Origin of the sequence: Vibrio sp. V42_P2S4T144 (assembly GCF_009904715.1) — a bacterium.
GTDB classification, from domain to species: Bacteria; Pseudomonadota; Gammaproteobacteria; order Enterobacterales; family Vibrionaceae; genus Vibrio; species Vibrio alginolyticus.
Genome location: NZ_WXWS01000497.1, coordinates 1 through 15842, shown reverse-complemented (window position 1 = coordinate 15842; position 15842 = coordinate 1). Strand labels below are relative to the sequence as shown.

The 15842-nt window shown below is 43.4% G+C and carries 9 protein-coding genes and 1 pseudogene; all 10 read right to left on the bottom strand.

Features of this window, described 5'->3' with window-relative positions:
* A pseudogene (locus tag CAG68_RS16475) lies at positions 1 to 634 on the bottom strand (PDC sensor domain-containing protein); the annotation flags it as partial.
* Between the two features lie 184 nt (positions 635 to 818).
* Positions 819 to 1289, bottom strand: coding sequence for a heme-degrading domain-containing protein (locus CAG68_RS16470; RefSeq protein WP_054730877.1), 471 nt, complete (start codon positions 1287 to 1289; stop codon positions 819 to 821).
* Positions 1286 to 2326 (bottom strand): oxidoreductase, encoded by a 1041-nt coding sequence (locus tag CAG68_RS16465; RefSeq protein WP_005377752.1) that lies wholly within the window; start codon positions 2324 to 2326, stop codon positions 1286 to 1288. Before CAG68_RS16465 ends, CAG68_RS16470 begins: the two co-directional genes overlap by 4 nt.
* 11 nt (positions 2327 to 2337) lie before the next feature.
* Entirely contained in the window at positions 2338 to 3111 is a 774-nt protein-coding gene (locus tag CAG68_RS16460) for a DeoR/GlpR family DNA-binding transcription regulator (protein ID WP_086046739.1), read from the bottom strand.
* Between the two features lie 177 nt (positions 3112 to 3288).
* The gene (locus CAG68_RS16455) at positions 3289 to 4131 is read right to left on the bottom strand and encodes a phosphate ABC transporter substrate-binding protein (protein ID WP_086046738.1); all 843 of its coding nucleotides are present in this window, start codon (positions 4129 to 4131) and stop codon (positions 3289 to 3291) included.
* Positions 4121 to 4741, bottom strand: a complete 621-nt coding sequence (locus tag CAG68_RS16450; protein ID WP_054730464.1) for an OmpA family protein — start codon at positions 4739 to 4741, stop codon at positions 4121 to 4123. The genes CAG68_RS16455 and CAG68_RS16450 overlap by 11 nt, the downstream gene beginning before the upstream one ends.
* Positions 4734 to 6047: a TolC family outer membrane protein gene (locus CAG68_RS16445; RefSeq protein WP_064368370.1), complete on the bottom strand. Its 1314-nt coding sequence runs from the start codon at positions 6045 to 6047 to the stop codon at positions 4734 to 4736. Before CAG68_RS16445 ends, CAG68_RS16450 begins: the two co-directional genes overlap by 8 nt.
* A 15-nt stretch (positions 6048 to 6062) precedes the next feature.
* The gene (locus CAG68_RS16440) at positions 6063 to 7376 is read right to left on the bottom strand and encodes an HlyD family type I secretion periplasmic adaptor subunit (RefSeq protein ID WP_047102180.1); all 1314 of its coding nucleotides are present in this window, start codon (positions 7374 to 7376) and stop codon (positions 6063 to 6065) included.
* Complete coding sequence (locus CAG68_RS16435; RefSeq protein WP_086046737.1) at positions 7373 to 9544, bottom strand: type I secretion system permease/ATPase; 2172 nt, start codon at positions 9542 to 9544, stop codon at positions 7373 to 7375. Before CAG68_RS16435 ends, CAG68_RS16440 begins: the two co-directional genes overlap by 4 nt.
* On the bottom strand, positions 9541 to 15842 hold a 6302-nt coding region (locus CAG68_RS16430; protein ID WP_443083876.1), incomplete at its 5' end, for a DUF5801 repeats-in-toxin domain-containing protein. The genes CAG68_RS16430 and CAG68_RS16435, both read right to left, overlap by 4 nt.

Here is a 15842-nt window from a genome sequence, read left to right as displayed (position 1 = left end):
GAGTGTTACTCTCATCGACAACGTAAAGGAAAGAACCATCTTTGTATGCGTGCTGGCTGAGTAACTCTGCAAGAATATTTTCTTTTTCTAGATAAATAGTGCCGCCGATATAACCTAAATATTCATTAGATTGAGAAAATATAGGATATGAGATGGTTAACAAGTAATTTCCAGCTGGCGATATAAATGGTTCAGTAACAACCGGTGCTTGAGCGTTTAAAGACTGGCGTTTTCTTTCACCCACTAACCTTACACCTTTCACCTGAAGTGTTTCAGGAGATACAGAAATAATAACCCCTTTTGCATTAACGACAACCACAGAGTTAAATGATTTGGTTTGCGTTCTTAATCTCTCAGCCTCTTTATCAAGAAGCTGAGCGTCATGCATCTTGTCTTTTAGCACGTTCGCACTGTATTTTAGCTGCGACATTGAGCTTTCTATGAAAGAGTCTGTCATTTCAGACATTTTTTGGGCGTAAACACGGTTTGATTCTAACGTGTTATTGATGATGAGATCCCTTTGAACACGATAAATCGAGTAGAATGCGTTGATCAAAGTGACAAGCACACTGAACACACATAGGGTGACAATAAGATTTCTAAGATTGAGTTTTTCTTTTCTTCTAAAAGACATTGCCAATGGCCAACTTTGAAGGCTTTCTATATGAATGAGCGTATAGGTTATATGAAATTGATTTGATTTTCAGGTAGTAAGTTGGGATCAATGTTAATATTTGCTCACATTAAAGAACACTTTATGAGCTAAAAAGAGAATTCAGTAGCACGATAAAGAACCGTGCTACTTTCATATTTGGCGTTTAAGAGGGTTTTGTCTCTGTCATCGTTTTTAATATATCCACAACTAGCTGATGATCATCTAACTGCGGTAAACCCGATACCGTCACAACCCCAACCAAACCAGACCCAGAAAGCCGAATTGGGAACGCGCCACCATGAGCACAGTACTCACGAGCATCGAGATGAGGCTGATTTTCGAAATCACGTTGCTTTTGCTTGTTGTACAGAGAAAGATAGTAAGAGCTGTGGCCATACCTTAATACTGAGTTTCGCTTCCTACGGACCCAATCTACATGATCAGCGCAGGTTCCTGCCATCGCGTATTGAAATAGCGTTTGTCCAAAGCCGTAAACCTCAATAGCAACAGCCGCGCCGCAAGCTTCAGCCTCTTCTTTTAGAGCGAGGCCGATAGACCACGCAATATGGTGATTAAATTCCGCCAACTGAAGTTCATGCTCTTGCAGGGCCACGAGTTCAAGCGTCAAACTCATGGTTTCACCTGAATCGTTTTACCCGTTTTACTGCTTTCCAATGCCATCTCAATCAGAGCGATATTCTGTACTGCTTGAGCGGCAGGAACCGGGTTATCAGTGCCCAAACGAATGGCGTCTGCCACACCAACAAAGTAAGCTTGGTACGCGCCTCTCTCCGTTTTGATAGTTTGCGCACCGTCTTCGTCGTAACGGACGCCGTATAACGCCTCATCTTCTTCCGACCAAGCATCGTTTTCCGGCAAACGGCCTTCTTTTAAGTAGCCCTCTTGAGGATCTAATCCGAACTTTTCATATTTAGCTTCCGTACCCAATACTTTGTATCGGAGATTCGGCTCTGGGCTATACAAGTTTGAATGCAAGTGCACAATATGCTCAGGGTAATGAAGTATCAAGTTGTAATAATCAATCGTCGTCGCGCCCGGACGCATCATTCGACATTGTGCGTCTATCGCATCTGGCAAGCCAAACAACACCAATGCTTGATCGAGAAGATGAGGAGCAAGGTCGAATAAAATACCACCACCATCTTGAGCTAGCTCTCGCCATCGTTGACGAACTTCAGGGCGGTAACGGTCAAAGTGTGACTCAAACAGCTTTATATCACCTAACTTACCTTGTTCGATAAGAGATTTAACCGTGAGAAAATCTCCATCCCAACGTCTATTGTGAAAAACGCTCAGCACTAGACCTTTCTCTTCCGCCAAGGCGATAAGTTCATTACCGTCTTCTATACGAGTAACAAACGGTTTCTCGACGATGACGTGTTTCCCATTGTTCAACGCACGCTTTGCAAGTTCGTAATGTACGTCATTTGGCGCAGTAATGATTACGAGCTCTGCATCACTATCATCGAGTAAAGTATTCGCATCAGAAAACCACTTGGCATCTGGCCAATCATTTTGAACCGCCTCCTGTTGACGAGAGCTTATCGCGCTCAGCGTTAAATTTGGTAGCGCTTTAATGAAGGGTAAATGAAACGTTTTTGCTGAATATCCGTAACCAATCACAGCGGTTTTTACGGGATCGTAAGCCATTCTAAGATTCCTTATTTCGGTGACACAACAATACATTCAATATCATTGTGATCGAGGAGTTGTTGAAAATCTGATTGAGGGGGATGATCGGTAATAATGATGTCGATCTTTGACAAATCACATACGTGGTGGAAATTGTCGCTACCAATTTTTCGGGATTCACAAACGACGATGACCTGCTGAGCTTGAGCAATCATCGCTTGTTTCATTGTAGCTTCTAACAAACTATTTGTTGTCAGCCCTCGGGATGTCAATGCACACACCCCAATGAACGCTTTGTTCACGTGATACTGCTGCATTTGCTGCTCTGCTTGCGCCCCTAAAACTGCTCTGGCATAAGGGTCAAAGTGTCCGCCTAAGAAATGAACGTCCATTGTGTCGTTTGTTTCAGCAGCGGTCAGTACATCAATGCTGTTAGTAACGACGTTGAGCTTGTTTTCTCCACAACGCGCTTTTCCTGCATAGAGTGGGAGCAGAGACAAAATGGTGCTGGTATCAATAACAAGATGGTCGCGCTCATCCAACAACGCTGCGGAAGCTTGAGCTAGTCGATGTTTAACGTCACTCACGGGTCGACTCGCGTATGCCTCGGTATGGGAAGAGATCGGCGCAAGCATGACACCACCTCGTATTCTTTGTAACCCGGGCTGCTGACTCAACTTAACTAAGTCTCGGCGAGCTGAATCTCGCGAGATACCAAAGTACTCACAAACTTCAGACAACGTTACTTTATGTTGCTGATCCAACCTGGCTCTGAGCGCTACGAGTCTTTCTTCTTGTGTCATAACTTAAATTCACTTAAGTAGTTTTAAGTAAACTTGCCACAATGATAGAAAAATTACCAACAAAACCACTTACAACCAACTCAATTGACCAAAGGTTAACCAAAGATAAATGAGCAGCAAGGCAAACTTCCTAGAGCGGTACGTTCACTCAAGCCCACATAGTTAGGCGTATGAAGTTTATTTATACCCGTTTAAAACAACTGGCTCATCTAGCCCTAACTTCACCCTATTTATTTTAATAAGCGCTTTTGGTAGTGGAATAAACCCAGCATTTCGTACCTGTTGTGTATTGTTGTCGGTTGTAAGGAGTTCAAATAGCTTTGATTTTTTGATCTTCTGATTAGTGTCGAATTGTTTATTTATATAAACGTAATAGACCACGGAAAGTGGATAGCGAAGAGAATAGATGCAATCTGTGCTCAAAGAGCATGAGTCATCGTTATGATGAACAGAGAGAGCCTTGTAGCTCGACCACTGTTCTGAGTATTTAAAATCGGAGTATCGCATATAAGCTTTGGCTGAAAAGTCGTCACTTAAAGCCCGTTTCAATCGGTCTTCATCAAGCATTTGAATCGATGATTGACAACCATTAGAGCTCACATCTGGGTTACTTAAACGCATCTCCCCGAAAGCATACGTATTTGCATCACAGCGTTTCAATTCACTAACGGAAACACTATCTACCGTACTCTTTTGACTATTGATTACGACAATAGCGTTTGCCATTAAAAACAAACGTGTAGGTCTGTGGCCTCTTTCTCGTTGAAATCGAGAGATGTTTTCATCTGACCATTTCTTAGATGTGATCGCAATAGAGGTTCCGTCATTTAGCATGTCGTAAAAACCACCAGACTGAGATGCAAGCGCTACATTTACACTTGGCTCATCTATCAATGTTTCTATCGTTTCTAATATCTCTGGTTCGACAAAAATCGATGTTCGAGCCTCAGAGTCAGCAAATGCCAGCGGTGAAATCAAACATGAAGCTAGAGCAAAGAAAGGCAATACTTTAATTTTCATAATTCAACTCCAACTTCGAATTAGGTGTCAACTCGCTGTCCGAACTAAATATAGTCCACGCTTGTTCAGTACTTTCAGCTTTCGTGTTTACAACAGCAATTGTGCGCCTTTCCCGTTTTTTTAGTTGTACCGTCAATGCCGTATTCTGATAAAACTCTTGCTCTTCAATTCGATTATCTTGAATGCCGTTTCTCACTAGCAATTCTCGTATAGCTGCCGTCCTTTTCTTTGCCAACGCTTTGTTGTGTTCGAGTGACGCTTCAGGGCTTGTATCTCCTATCAGTATGACTTGCGCATTGGGGTTACTCTGAAGCAATGCTTTCAACTCGCTTAGCGGCATATCATGAGATGGCGTTACCTGATGCTCATCCATCGCAAAGAAAAAGCTGATCAGGTGTGTCTGCGAGTCGTTGACCCAATTCGCACAGCCTTCACTGTCAACAACGACACCTTTTGGCGTATCTGCGCAGTTATCTCGTTGGTTTATCACACCATCACTATCATTGTCTTTAAGGTCGTAGTACTGGTAAGTGGTCAACGTCGTATTCGGTGATTCAGCACAGCCTGCTAACATGAAAACTAGAAGACTCGTAACTGCGAATTTATCCATTATTGTTCTCCTTCCAGTTCTCTGGATACTCAACTCGCAACGCATAAGTCAGAATCCCCATCGAGTTGAATAAACGGTAAGTGGCAACCAAATGATCGTACTTTGTTCGGGTATAGTTCCGTCTCGCAACAAACGTTTCAACTTTGGCATCTAATACATCTAACAAACTGCGTCGCCCTACATTGAACTGCTGGATGTACCCTAATTCAGTTACTTTCGCCGCATCAACGTTGACTTTTAAAAACTCCATTTGCTGTTGAAGCAATGTATGTGCGTCCCATGCCAGCCTTACACCTTCATTCGCATCTAGTTCTGCATTTGCTCGAATAGCCCTCGCCTCCTCTACTCTCCAGGCGGATGACTCCACTCGGGAGTCTGTAGAAAAGCCGTTAAAAAGATCGTAGTTGACCGTCAGCATAACCTTTGCATCTTCGTTAATGCCTTCAATATTATCCACGTTGTCTGTTTTGTTGGCTGACAGCTCAAGCTTGAGCTCTGGGTAGTAATCCCCCTTTTCTCTTTTTACTTCATGTCGAGCCGCCTCTAAATCTTTCATCGCCGACTGTATGGATGGGTGCAACCTAACCGCTTGTTTAAGTGCTTCGTCAAGCTTATTCGGAAGCAATTCCTGCGGGTAAACAGGCTCAACTAAGTTTTGCGGCGCTCGACCAACTAAACGTACAAATCTTGTTCTAGCATCGGAAAGATTGTTTTGGGCGGCAATCAATGAGGACTGTGTTGTCGCGACACGCGAAGAAACCTGTGCTAAATCGGAGTTGCTGGTTAAACCTTTTTCTTTTTTATCTAGAATGAAACGGTAGATCTCTTGGTGTTCACTTAAGTTTCTTTCTGTCAGTTTCATCAACTCTCGGGCATGTAAAACGTCCACATACGCTCTGACAGTATCTAATGCGACATTTTCCGCAGATGCCAATAAGCCTAAGCGTTCAGCTTCAGCCTCGTAAGATAGGCGATCAACATCAGCACTTGTTTTAAATCCATCAAATAACAGTTGGGAGATTCTTACGCCCATCTCCGTTCTTTCTAATGTTCTATCTTCACTGTCGATGTAGTTTCCATTGTTATATCGAGTACCTTCGTACCCTGCTGCTGCATACAAATTAACCTGAGGAAGAAATGAACCATTTATGGCATTTCGGTCTCGTACCATCGACTCATAGCGAGAATAGCGAGCAAGCAAACTGGGGGAGCTATCGAGAGATAACGTAACTGACTCCTCTAAAGTCAAAGCGTTTGGCGACGATGATACTGCAAACAAGACCAATAACGTTGATTTAAGCCGCATCTTATATCCTTATGTCTATCTTTCTCTGAGCGAATTCTCTTTCGCACGTAATATAGGTTTTAACCAATAATTCAGTACTGTTTTTTCTCCTGTAAGAATGTCTACCACAACCTGCATTCCCGGGATGATCGTAAACTTATCATCAACCTTGAAAGTAACGTTGGCACGGTAGTAGGCATTGCCCTCTTCATTTTGAAGTGCATCGGCGCTTACGTAGGTCACTTCTCCTTCTAGACCTCCGTAAATGACAAAGTCATAGGCAGACAACTTTACCGTTGCCGGCAGGCCAGGCCTTATGAAGGCGATATTCTGAGGAGAAATTCTCGCTTCAACGATTAACGTGCTATTACGAGGGACTATTTCTAAAATAGGCTCACCCGGCTTAACCACACCTCCGATGGTTCTGACAAAAACATCTTTGATGGTTCCATCGACCGGAGAAAGTAACTGCGTTCGATTCAACTGATCCGCAATCGCCTGACGACTTTCATTGAGCTGCGCTAGTTGCGTCACAACTTCATTGAGCTGCCCTTGTGCCTCTGCCCTAAAAGCAAGCGCAGTACCACGATAGTCTGCGATGGATTCAGAATACACAGCCCTCTGCTTTTGGGCAGCAGCTTGTGAACTCGCGATGTCTCCTTTGAGCTTTATAACGTCTCTATTCAGTTTTAATAATTCCACTTCAGCCACCGCGCCACTAGAAACCACCTCTCTCAGCATATCTCGCTCTTTCGAGACAATAACCAGACTGCTTTTTAGTGTTTGAATGGTATTCAAGGTATCAAGATAAGCTTGCGATTGTTGCTCAATTCGCAATTTAGCCTCCTCCAGCTCAGACTCCAGTTGGCTCAACCGCTCAAGATAGTTTGCTTTGGCATTCAGATAGGCAGAGTGGCCGGTCATCGAAATATCAAATGTCTGAGGCTCGATACTCACTTGTTGTTTCCAATCCAGTTGGAGGCTATTCACTTTTACCGTTTCTAATTCAATTTGAAGCCTCTGCTTTCTGGCGAGCAAAGATTCAACTTGCTCAGAGGTCTCCGAATAGGTCGACTTAAACCTTGTATCATCCAGAATGGCGATGGTTTGCCCCTTAGTGACGCTTTCACCAGGCATGACAAGTAACTCCTTTAAAATGCCTCCCTCTAAGCTCTGAATAGTCTGAACAGACAAAGTAGGAACAACTTTTCCTTCGCCGACAACCACTTCGTCTAACCTCGCCCACGAGGCCCAAATAATCACACTCAGCACTAACGCGGCAGACAACCAAATCAACGTTCTCGAACGGTTTGCTAAATGAGCATTACTCCAACGAACTGTGCTCATCATTGACCTCCTTCGCGTACAATTGATACTGCGCGTACTCTGTTCGTCTTCGCGTTAGACTGTTGTTTAGCAAAAATTTCTTGGGGCGCTCCTTCCCTCAAAATTGTGCCTTTATCAAGCACAACAATTCGATCACAAAGCGATAATAAGGAATGTTTATGAGAGCTAATAATCATCGTCGTCGAGTGCGGCAACGATTTGAGAGCATTAAACAACGCATTCTCAGCAGGCTGGTCTAAGGAACTGGTTGGCTCGTCTAAAATTAATGCTGCTGGGTTTCGATAAAAAGCTCTTGAAATCGCTACAGCTTGCCTTTGCCCCCCCGACAAATAACGCCCTCCTTCTCCGACTTGCGTTTCTAGACCATGAGGAAGGCGACTCATGTACTGGTTCAAACCCGATAATTCTATCGCACGGCGTAATCGTTCTTGATCAATAACATGATGTCCTAATACTATGTTTTCCATAATACTGCCGTATATAAGATGCGAATCTTGGCCAACCCAACCCGTTTTCTCTCTTATCAATTCGGCAGGCCAAAGCTGACTGTCAATGTCATCGAAATAAACGCTGCCCTGTGAGGCACTGAGTTGATTGGTCATAATGGAAAGGAGTGTAGACTTTCCTGCTCCTGCACTACCAATAACGCCAACGCGTTCGCCTTGCTTGATAGTAAGATTAATATCTCTCAAACATGGCATATCAACATCTGGGTATTGGAAGCTCACGTTTTCTAAACGTATATTCCCTGTAAATTCGGCAGACGTAATGACCTGACTGCGTTGCGCCTCCTGAGGTAAAGACATGATAGAATTTAAGCCTTCAACCGCTGTTTTTGTCTGTTGATAGCGAAGTAACAGCATAGCTAACTGGTTAATCGCCCCTGCAGCACGACCGCTAAGCATGACAATAGCAATGAGCCCCCCCATGCTTAGCAATCCCTCAGAAATTCTGTACACGCCTGTTACAAGTAACATTACGGTAATTATCTGCTGGCTAGATTGAATGGAGTAAGCAACGATATTCGAATAGTTTCGCGATTGATTTTGCCAATCAGAAAGCATGGATACCGTTTGCTCCCAACGCTTTTGTGCTTCTCCCGTAGCGTTATTTTGCTTAATCTCTTTTAAAGAGGACAATGAATCAAACAAGTGAGCTTGTCGCTTCATGGATAGTGCAGCACTTTCCGTATGTGATTGTTCTATTTTTGCTTTTACCGCAAAGCCAAGGATCAGCAGGGTAAACATGACGGCAATAGGTATGAACATCATTGCCCCACCTAGCCAACCTATTAAGGCTAAAAATAACAACGTAAATGGGAGATCAACTAAGGTCACAAGAGATGCAGAAGTAAAAAAATCGCGAACACTATCAAAATCTTGTAGTTGTCGAGCGAATGCACCGACTGATGCAGGACGGTGTTCAAGTTTCATCCCCATAACTTTAGAAAAAAGTATCGAAGAAAGCTTGTTATCGATGTACTTACCCGCGGTATCAGTGACAACTCCCCTTGCTTTACGCAATAGCCAATCAAAAATAATGATGACGGAGACACCAGCGACCAAAACCCATAATGTACTGAAAGCTTGATTAGGCACTACACGATCGTAAACGTTCATAGTGAAAAGCGGAATAACTAGCGCTAGCGTATTGATAAGGAAAGAGGCAATCAAAAGATCTCGATACCACGGAGACATTTCTTTCACTACGGCGAAAAGCCAATGTTCATTATAATCCGCTTGAATAGAACTTATCCGTTTGTCCAGCTCTGGACGCATAGAAACTTGCCATGCTTGAGGCTGGAATTGATTATGCAGCTCCTCGCTCGTGACATATTGCGTTTCACCTTGATCTTCACTAAATAACGTGACTTGATAATCGCTGTTATGTCGCTCAGATATAATAGCGGGTTGTAACGTCTTCCTATTGATTACCACCAATGGAAAGCTCAACATTGCGGTGGATTTTAAATCGATTAATGTGAGTTCAAGATCGGCTCGCTCAGTGGCTCTGATGAATAAGTCACTATCCAATCTACCCTCAACAAGAGGTAATCCAGAAAGCACCTTTTTTGTATGGTGTCTAACCTCAAAATAACGCATCAACCAAGCTAACGATTGCCCCCAAGGATCGTTAGTCAGCTCACTTGATGAGGATGAGTGATGCTTCATGACATACCACCTACTAGCAAGTTGTTGTCATCAATCATCTTCTGTAAGACATTTTCTTCGGCTACGCCAGTCGAGTCACCTTTGTAAAGCTGATCGAGAGTGACGCCCTGCATAAGAATCTGTTGTTTTGTCCCCGTCTCTTCTGGTTTTATGTGAAGCGTTACGCCATCATCATTCTCTGTTAAATCGAGCTTATTATCGACTTCTGTTATCGAGGTAGCGGTGATTATCGAGGCGATGTCAATTGTGTCATTATCATCACCAATAACGGATATTTGGAAATCGTTGATCACATCGTACGAGGGCTTTAACTCGTTACCGAGCCCTGAACTGTCAAACTGGAATACATCGCTGCCACTTCCTCCAATAAGCAAATCATTAGCATCTGTCGCAAGTAATGTTTTGCCCCCTTCTTCCACTAAGGCAACATTGACTGTCTGAGCAGCACCTTCTGCGACTGTAGCACCCAGTGTTGCAATCGGTTTTATCGACAACGTAAAATCACTTGCACCGCTAAACCCGCCAACGATGGAAAGATCAGCGACATCCTCTTGATCAACAGTATAAATGCCGTTCAATCTTTCACCATGACTCAACTCTAGATCTGTTGGTAATCCGCGAATCTCCACACTTCCAAACTCTTCGGGTGCAGGATTGACTAAATTCATGCTCAACCCCAAAGGAATACTCCCAGACGCTTCAGACACAATAGACTGATAATCGGCCGTTAGTGTTGGCTCATCAGCTTCAGGGGTAACAACAATGGTTAGATCGGTAGTTTGCACATCTCCAAAATCGGTTTCGAGTGTCTCTGACACTATCGCTTGATCAAACGTTCTAACATTGAGAGCAACATCCATCGTTCCAAATGCATCCTTCGGAATGAACTCCAAACCTGACACTTCATTTGCTCGCACTAATACCGTCGCCACGGCATTGCCCGCGTCATCGAAGGTAAAGGATGAGAATTGAGTTCCAATACGAATCCTACCTAAGCCTTCCAATGCAGAGGGTTCAGAGCTTGCTTTGATCAACATCGACACTTCTATATATTCGTTGCTATTTGTTTCAAAACCGCTCGCTAAAAAGTCAATCGAAATGGAATCACCTTCATCTCCAGTGAACGTGTTAGAGGTTGTATTCAACGATACATCATCGCCAATCGGTTTTACGCCGACGTTGAACTGAGAAGTGGTATAGTTATAGTCGTTTGATCCAGACTCTTGGGTAATAGCTTGCAGTGTTAATGAAATATCCCCACTAAAATCTAGTGGCGGTAGAAAGTAAACCTTATCAAGTTGTGCTTGAGTTAGCTGCCACTCCTTGCTCTCACCATCCGTTGAACCGTTATCAGGGAGTAATTCGAACGTCCCATTATTGTCCCAAACCAACACGGCTCCGTCTGGCACTCCTGTCATGACCAAAGACATCGACTCAGAACCATCTTGATCGATTAATGATGCAGATAAGTTTCCTAAATAAATATAATTATCTTCATCACCAACTACGTCTTCTGTTTCCAGAACCGCTTTATCAACCACTGGGGCAATGGTAACGGTAACTTCTGTTGATTTAGTTTGAGTATCTTTCGCACTGTCAGTACTTAAACAACTTCCCGTGACTTCATCAGTAATGTTTGCGTCAACGGAAATAACAAGCTCTCCACTGTAGTTTTCAGGTGGGATTAACTGAATTTCGTTTAGACGCGTAACATCTGTCACTACCCATGTTCCATCACCGTTGTCAATGAGTAGGCTCGGGTCCACGGCAGTAAACCGCGCATTCTCGTCAGACACCGATAAAGAAACCCAATTGACACTTTCAAGGCCAGTCGCTGCGTCACCTTCTCCAGTAATGGACTGCATTGGTCCTTCACTATCGCCCAATACAAGAGCAAGATTCAGGTTGGTTATAGTATCTTCTTGAACCGTAACTTGGCTTGGTGCTATCGCGATATCATCGACAACAGGAGAGATTTGTACCGTAATGGTCTGAGCGGTTGTTTTCGAGTCACCATCGCATGGGGCCGTTTCTGTCACTTCTAAATTGAAAGTAATGCAACCAGCAAAGTCCTCATCCACGCCAGTAAGCGTCAAGGAAGACAATCCAGCGCTAGAAATTGAATAACCCAACAGATTGCCCGCATTATCATAAGCAGGTATCACACCTTCGCCAGTAAGCTCGACTCCTTCAGGTAAAGAATCTGCGGCGACAAAGAAGGAAACTAAGTTACCATCACTACTCGCTACATCAGGGTTTAAAAACGTCCCAATTGAGACATCTTCACCTTCTTTACCTACAATATCCCCACTTTGAACGCTTCCTGGTTCACCAGGATCAGCACACTGGTCTCCATCTCCTTCATGGCCAGTAATTTGAATTTGGAACTGACCTGTGATGTATTGAGCATCCGTTCCATCTCGAACATACGCTAACACATTCACATCAAGTATCTCTGTATTAGATGGGCTATAAATCGATGCGCCAGCAAGCAAATCTTGAGCGGTTTCCAACACGCTATCACTTGTGATTCCTTCCATTGGAATCAGCCAGTTCCCATCGGCATCTTGAGAAGCACCGTTCGGATGAGTAACAATGAGGTCTTGACCCTGCGGTATCTGTAAAACGATGTAATCGAGATACTCTGAACCATCAATATCCGCTTCTGTAAATGTAATGCCTCCACTCACGTCAACAGCAGACCCATCCGTACTTGTGAATACTTCAGTCGCGCCTTCTAAACGTGTTTTGTCAATATCTTCATTACCAATATCCACTTTTCCAGAAACCACGACGCTCAAAGAGCCATTGATTGCCTTTACATCAGTCTCCATCGTAGGAGACGTGTCTGTCACTTCGTACTGAACTTCCAGGCTAAATGTCCCACTTAGGTCTTCATTAGCTTTTACAGTGATTCGTCCACTGTTTAACAACTCAGATAATGTTGCCGAGCTACCATCGAGTAGTTCATTGAGTTCTAACGGTAAATTACTTTCCTCTACTGCATTACCATCAAAGTAAAGTGTTAAGCCATCTGGAATGGATACAATGGTGTATCCTGTCAAGGACTCACTAGAATCTATATCTTGATTAACGACAGGCTCAAGATTTAGTGTGATGAAATTGTCCTCAATACCATTGCTTTGTAATTCTTGGCCGTCAGTTTGATCAACAATAGGTAAGATTTCCATTTCCACTTTAAGAGGGGTTTCAGCAGAATCACCATCCGGCTCTGTTGAAACGACGATAACATCCATGCTCAGTGTTCCACTAAAATCTTGCTCTGTTTTGAGGTAAGTGTTTTCAAGAACAGCATTCGAGACCTGATAAACTGGCCCCGTTATTGGGTCCACGTAAGCAATTGGAAGAACAATAGGGTCACCATTTACATCTGTCAGTTGTGTTCCCAAAGGGATGTTCTGAAGCAAAATATTAATTTCTTCTGATAGATCGTCGTCTGATGTCTGGATGATAAAATCCAGTTGTATCAGGTTATCTTCGTCTAACGTAGAGAGATTACTAATTACTTTAGTCGCTTGATCATATTGCCAATTCCCCTGTCCACCATCTAGGACAATTGGTTCATCGACCACGCCTTTTAGCTTAATGTCAATGGTTGCAGATTGGCTCTCGGCGGTTTCATTAATAGGTGCTAAGCCATCAATAGTCGACTCTGTTGAAATGGCGGTTACTTGAAGGGATAGAGATTCAGTAAATGAGCTGATATCCGATTTTGGTTGAAGTAACGCCTCCGAATTGGCTAGAGCATTGGAGGTCACTAGGTAGGTATTAATACCGATAAGCGTAATCCCAGCTCCGACAGGCAATGTCCAACCATCTTGAACTTCTATGCGATAAGACAGAGACTCCGAGCCATCTGTGTCAGTGAGCCGCCCTAGGATGTACTCTTTTAAGTAAATCGCTTGGTCTTCAAGCCCCTGAATGTTTTTAACGGTCAGCGTAGGCACATCGGCATCTGGAGATATATCGATAACAACTTGCTCAGTGATCCACGCTGTTTTATCTTGCTCATCGGCAAACACACTACCCGACTCAGTCGTTACTGCCGTTACATCAAAAGTAAATCTTCCGGCCAAGTTTTCGTTAGATGTGATTTCAATTTGATCTAACTCGGATTGGCTATACGCTTTCCCTTCCTCAATAGCACTTCCGTTAAGTGTTAATATAAGTCCATCTGGAATATTCGAAATTTGGTAGTGGAGCGTTTCAGAACGGTCTTGGTCAAACTTTTCAGCAACAATATTGAGTGAGAGTGATTCAGCGGAATCTTCAACACTTTGATAAGAAAAGTCCGAATCACTAGACCACTCTGGCAAATCTGCAACCGGTAAAACGTTAACATTTAACGTGTTATTGCCTTGTAATACAAAACCATCTGGTTCGACATCAGATACGATTAATGCAGACACTGCTAACGAAACTTTGATAGTGTTGCCCGACAGGTTTAGTGCTGGTTGATAAGTGAGATCACCATTTGGAACAGTGAATATACCCACCCCCATTAGCTCTGTACCAGAAAGACTAATAAATCCGTCATTATCATCATCTTCAAGGCGCGCTCCGTCTAAAAACAGAGCCCCTCCTTGTAGAGATTCAACAGAGATCCTTATCGCTTCAACACGCTCATTATTCTCCGTATCCCCAGGAGAAACTCTAATCGGTAACGCGACTGGCGTAGGGTCTCCACTATTATTCGCGCCATTATCTTCTAACGTATCTACATTAACGGTTCGAATAAAGCCCCTAGCATCATCAAGAATTAATTGAGCTTCACTGCTTGCTTGGTCACCGTCTGCATCCGTCACAGTTATCGTTAGATCATCAAGCAAACCACCTACAGGCGTATTAACAATAAGCTCGGTAGTTAGCGTAAATGTCCCATCTTGAGCAATAGTCAGCGTTCCATATTTTAAGTTACCATCACTACTATTGATTAAATCGATGGTCCAAGCATCATTGCTAAATACCGAACTCGCCGTATCGTATGTTTCACCTGCATAGGTCAAACTTGATATCAACGTGCCATCTGAACTGATTAAGTCGGCATTATTGCTAAACCAGTTTCCCGAAAACTCATCCCCCTCGGTAAGTTCAATTTCTATTGGTGAGCTTGTGTCTTCAGGGATATCATCTACTACACTAACGGTATATGTCTCAGCTTCAGACTGGTCGCCATCCTTATCAACGGCATAAATTGAAAAACTGAGTTCTAATGTGTTCTCGTCCGCTGGAACACCGTCAGGTTCATCGTGTTCAAGTGCACGGTATAGATCAAACTCGACAGTCCCATCGGTATTAAATCTAATTCTAAAGACGTCTTGCTCGCTTTCATCTCTTGCATATAACCAACCATTCGAGTCCGGTGAATCAAGCGAAACCAAGCTACCACTACTTGTTTTATAGCCGAGCGCATTGAACATATCGATATTCACGCTCACACTGGCGATAGAGTCTGAACCTTGTAATAGCGTAATGGATGGTGACGAGCCCTCGATGCCAGAATCAAGCGAATCATCATTCAACCCGCTTTCATTGACTGTGATTCCCTCTGTAATTACTAGTTCCGGAAACAAGCCATCATAGACCAGTATGTTGGACTCCGTAGAGATCTCGCTTCCATCAGAATCTCTCGCCACGATGGGCATAGAGATCGACAATTGCGTCCCATCACCTAAAACATGGTCAAGCGAGTGATAAAGCTCTACAGTTATATTAACGGTAGACGTATCATTTGATGGCAAAGAGAAGTCACTAGGTAACGTGACCCTAAATACAACGTCTCCAGTGTCTGAAATTGCGTCAAAGCTTCCATCATTGTTATCGTACCAAGTGACAGCCTCTCCGTTATAAGTAACAGCATCACCAAGTGTAGTTTTGACAGTATCTCCATCATTTATGTCAACACCCAGATACACAATCGGATCGAATGATGACGTAACTATCACATCCGTATTCGCTATGGCTGAAACCCCATCAGGAGCAATGTTTGTATCGACAGGTGTTTCGGTTAACTCGACATTGCCACTATTGATTAGCGCTTGTCCATTGTCGTTATCTATAACATTAATGTCTAAAACGACCGACGTGTTATCTTGGTCTGAGTCGATTGCAGTAACAACGAGAGGTACGTTTGGATCAGTATTTTCTTGTTGGTCGAGAGCCTGAAAAAGCTCAAAGGAGTAGGTAATGTCGCTATTTGCATCAATAGGTAATGAAGCATTGAGGGTAGCTTGAAAGATGGGAATCTGAGTTTGCCCATCTTCGTCAAGAATATAAC

Excerpts from the sequence above, each read along its gene's own strand:
- CAG68_RS16470 (WP_054730877.1), bottom strand. The coding sequence starts at position 1,289 with ATGAGTTTGACGCTTGAACTCGTGGCCCTGCAAGAGCATGAACTTCAG.
- CAG68_RS16465 (WP_005377752.1), bottom strand. The coding sequence starts at position 2,326 with ATGGCTTACGATCCCGTAAAAACCGCTGTGATTGGTTACGGATATTCA.
- CAG68_RS16460 (WP_086046739.1), bottom strand. The coding sequence starts at position 3,111 with ATGACACAAGAAGAAAGACTCGTAGCGCTCAGAGCCAGGTTGGATCAG.
- CAG68_RS16455 (WP_086046738.1), bottom strand. The coding sequence starts at position 4,131 with ATGAAAATTAAAGTATTGCCTTTCTTTGCTCTAGCTTCATGTTTGATT.
- CAG68_RS16450 (WP_054730464.1), bottom strand. The coding sequence starts at position 4,741 with ATGGATAAATTCGCAGTTACGAGTCTTCTAGTTTTCATGTTAGCAGGC.
- CAG68_RS16445 (WP_064368370.1), bottom strand. The coding sequence starts at position 6,047 with ATGCGGCTTAAATCAACGTTATTGGTCTTGTTTGCAGTATCATCGTCG.
- CAG68_RS16440 (WP_047102180.1), bottom strand. The coding sequence starts at position 7,376 with ATGATGAGCACAGTTCGTTGGAGTAATGCTCATTTAGCAAACCGTTCG.
- CAG68_RS16435 (WP_086046737.1), bottom strand. The coding sequence starts at position 9,544 with ATGAAGCATCACTCATCCTCATCAAGTGAGCTGACTAACGATCCTTGG.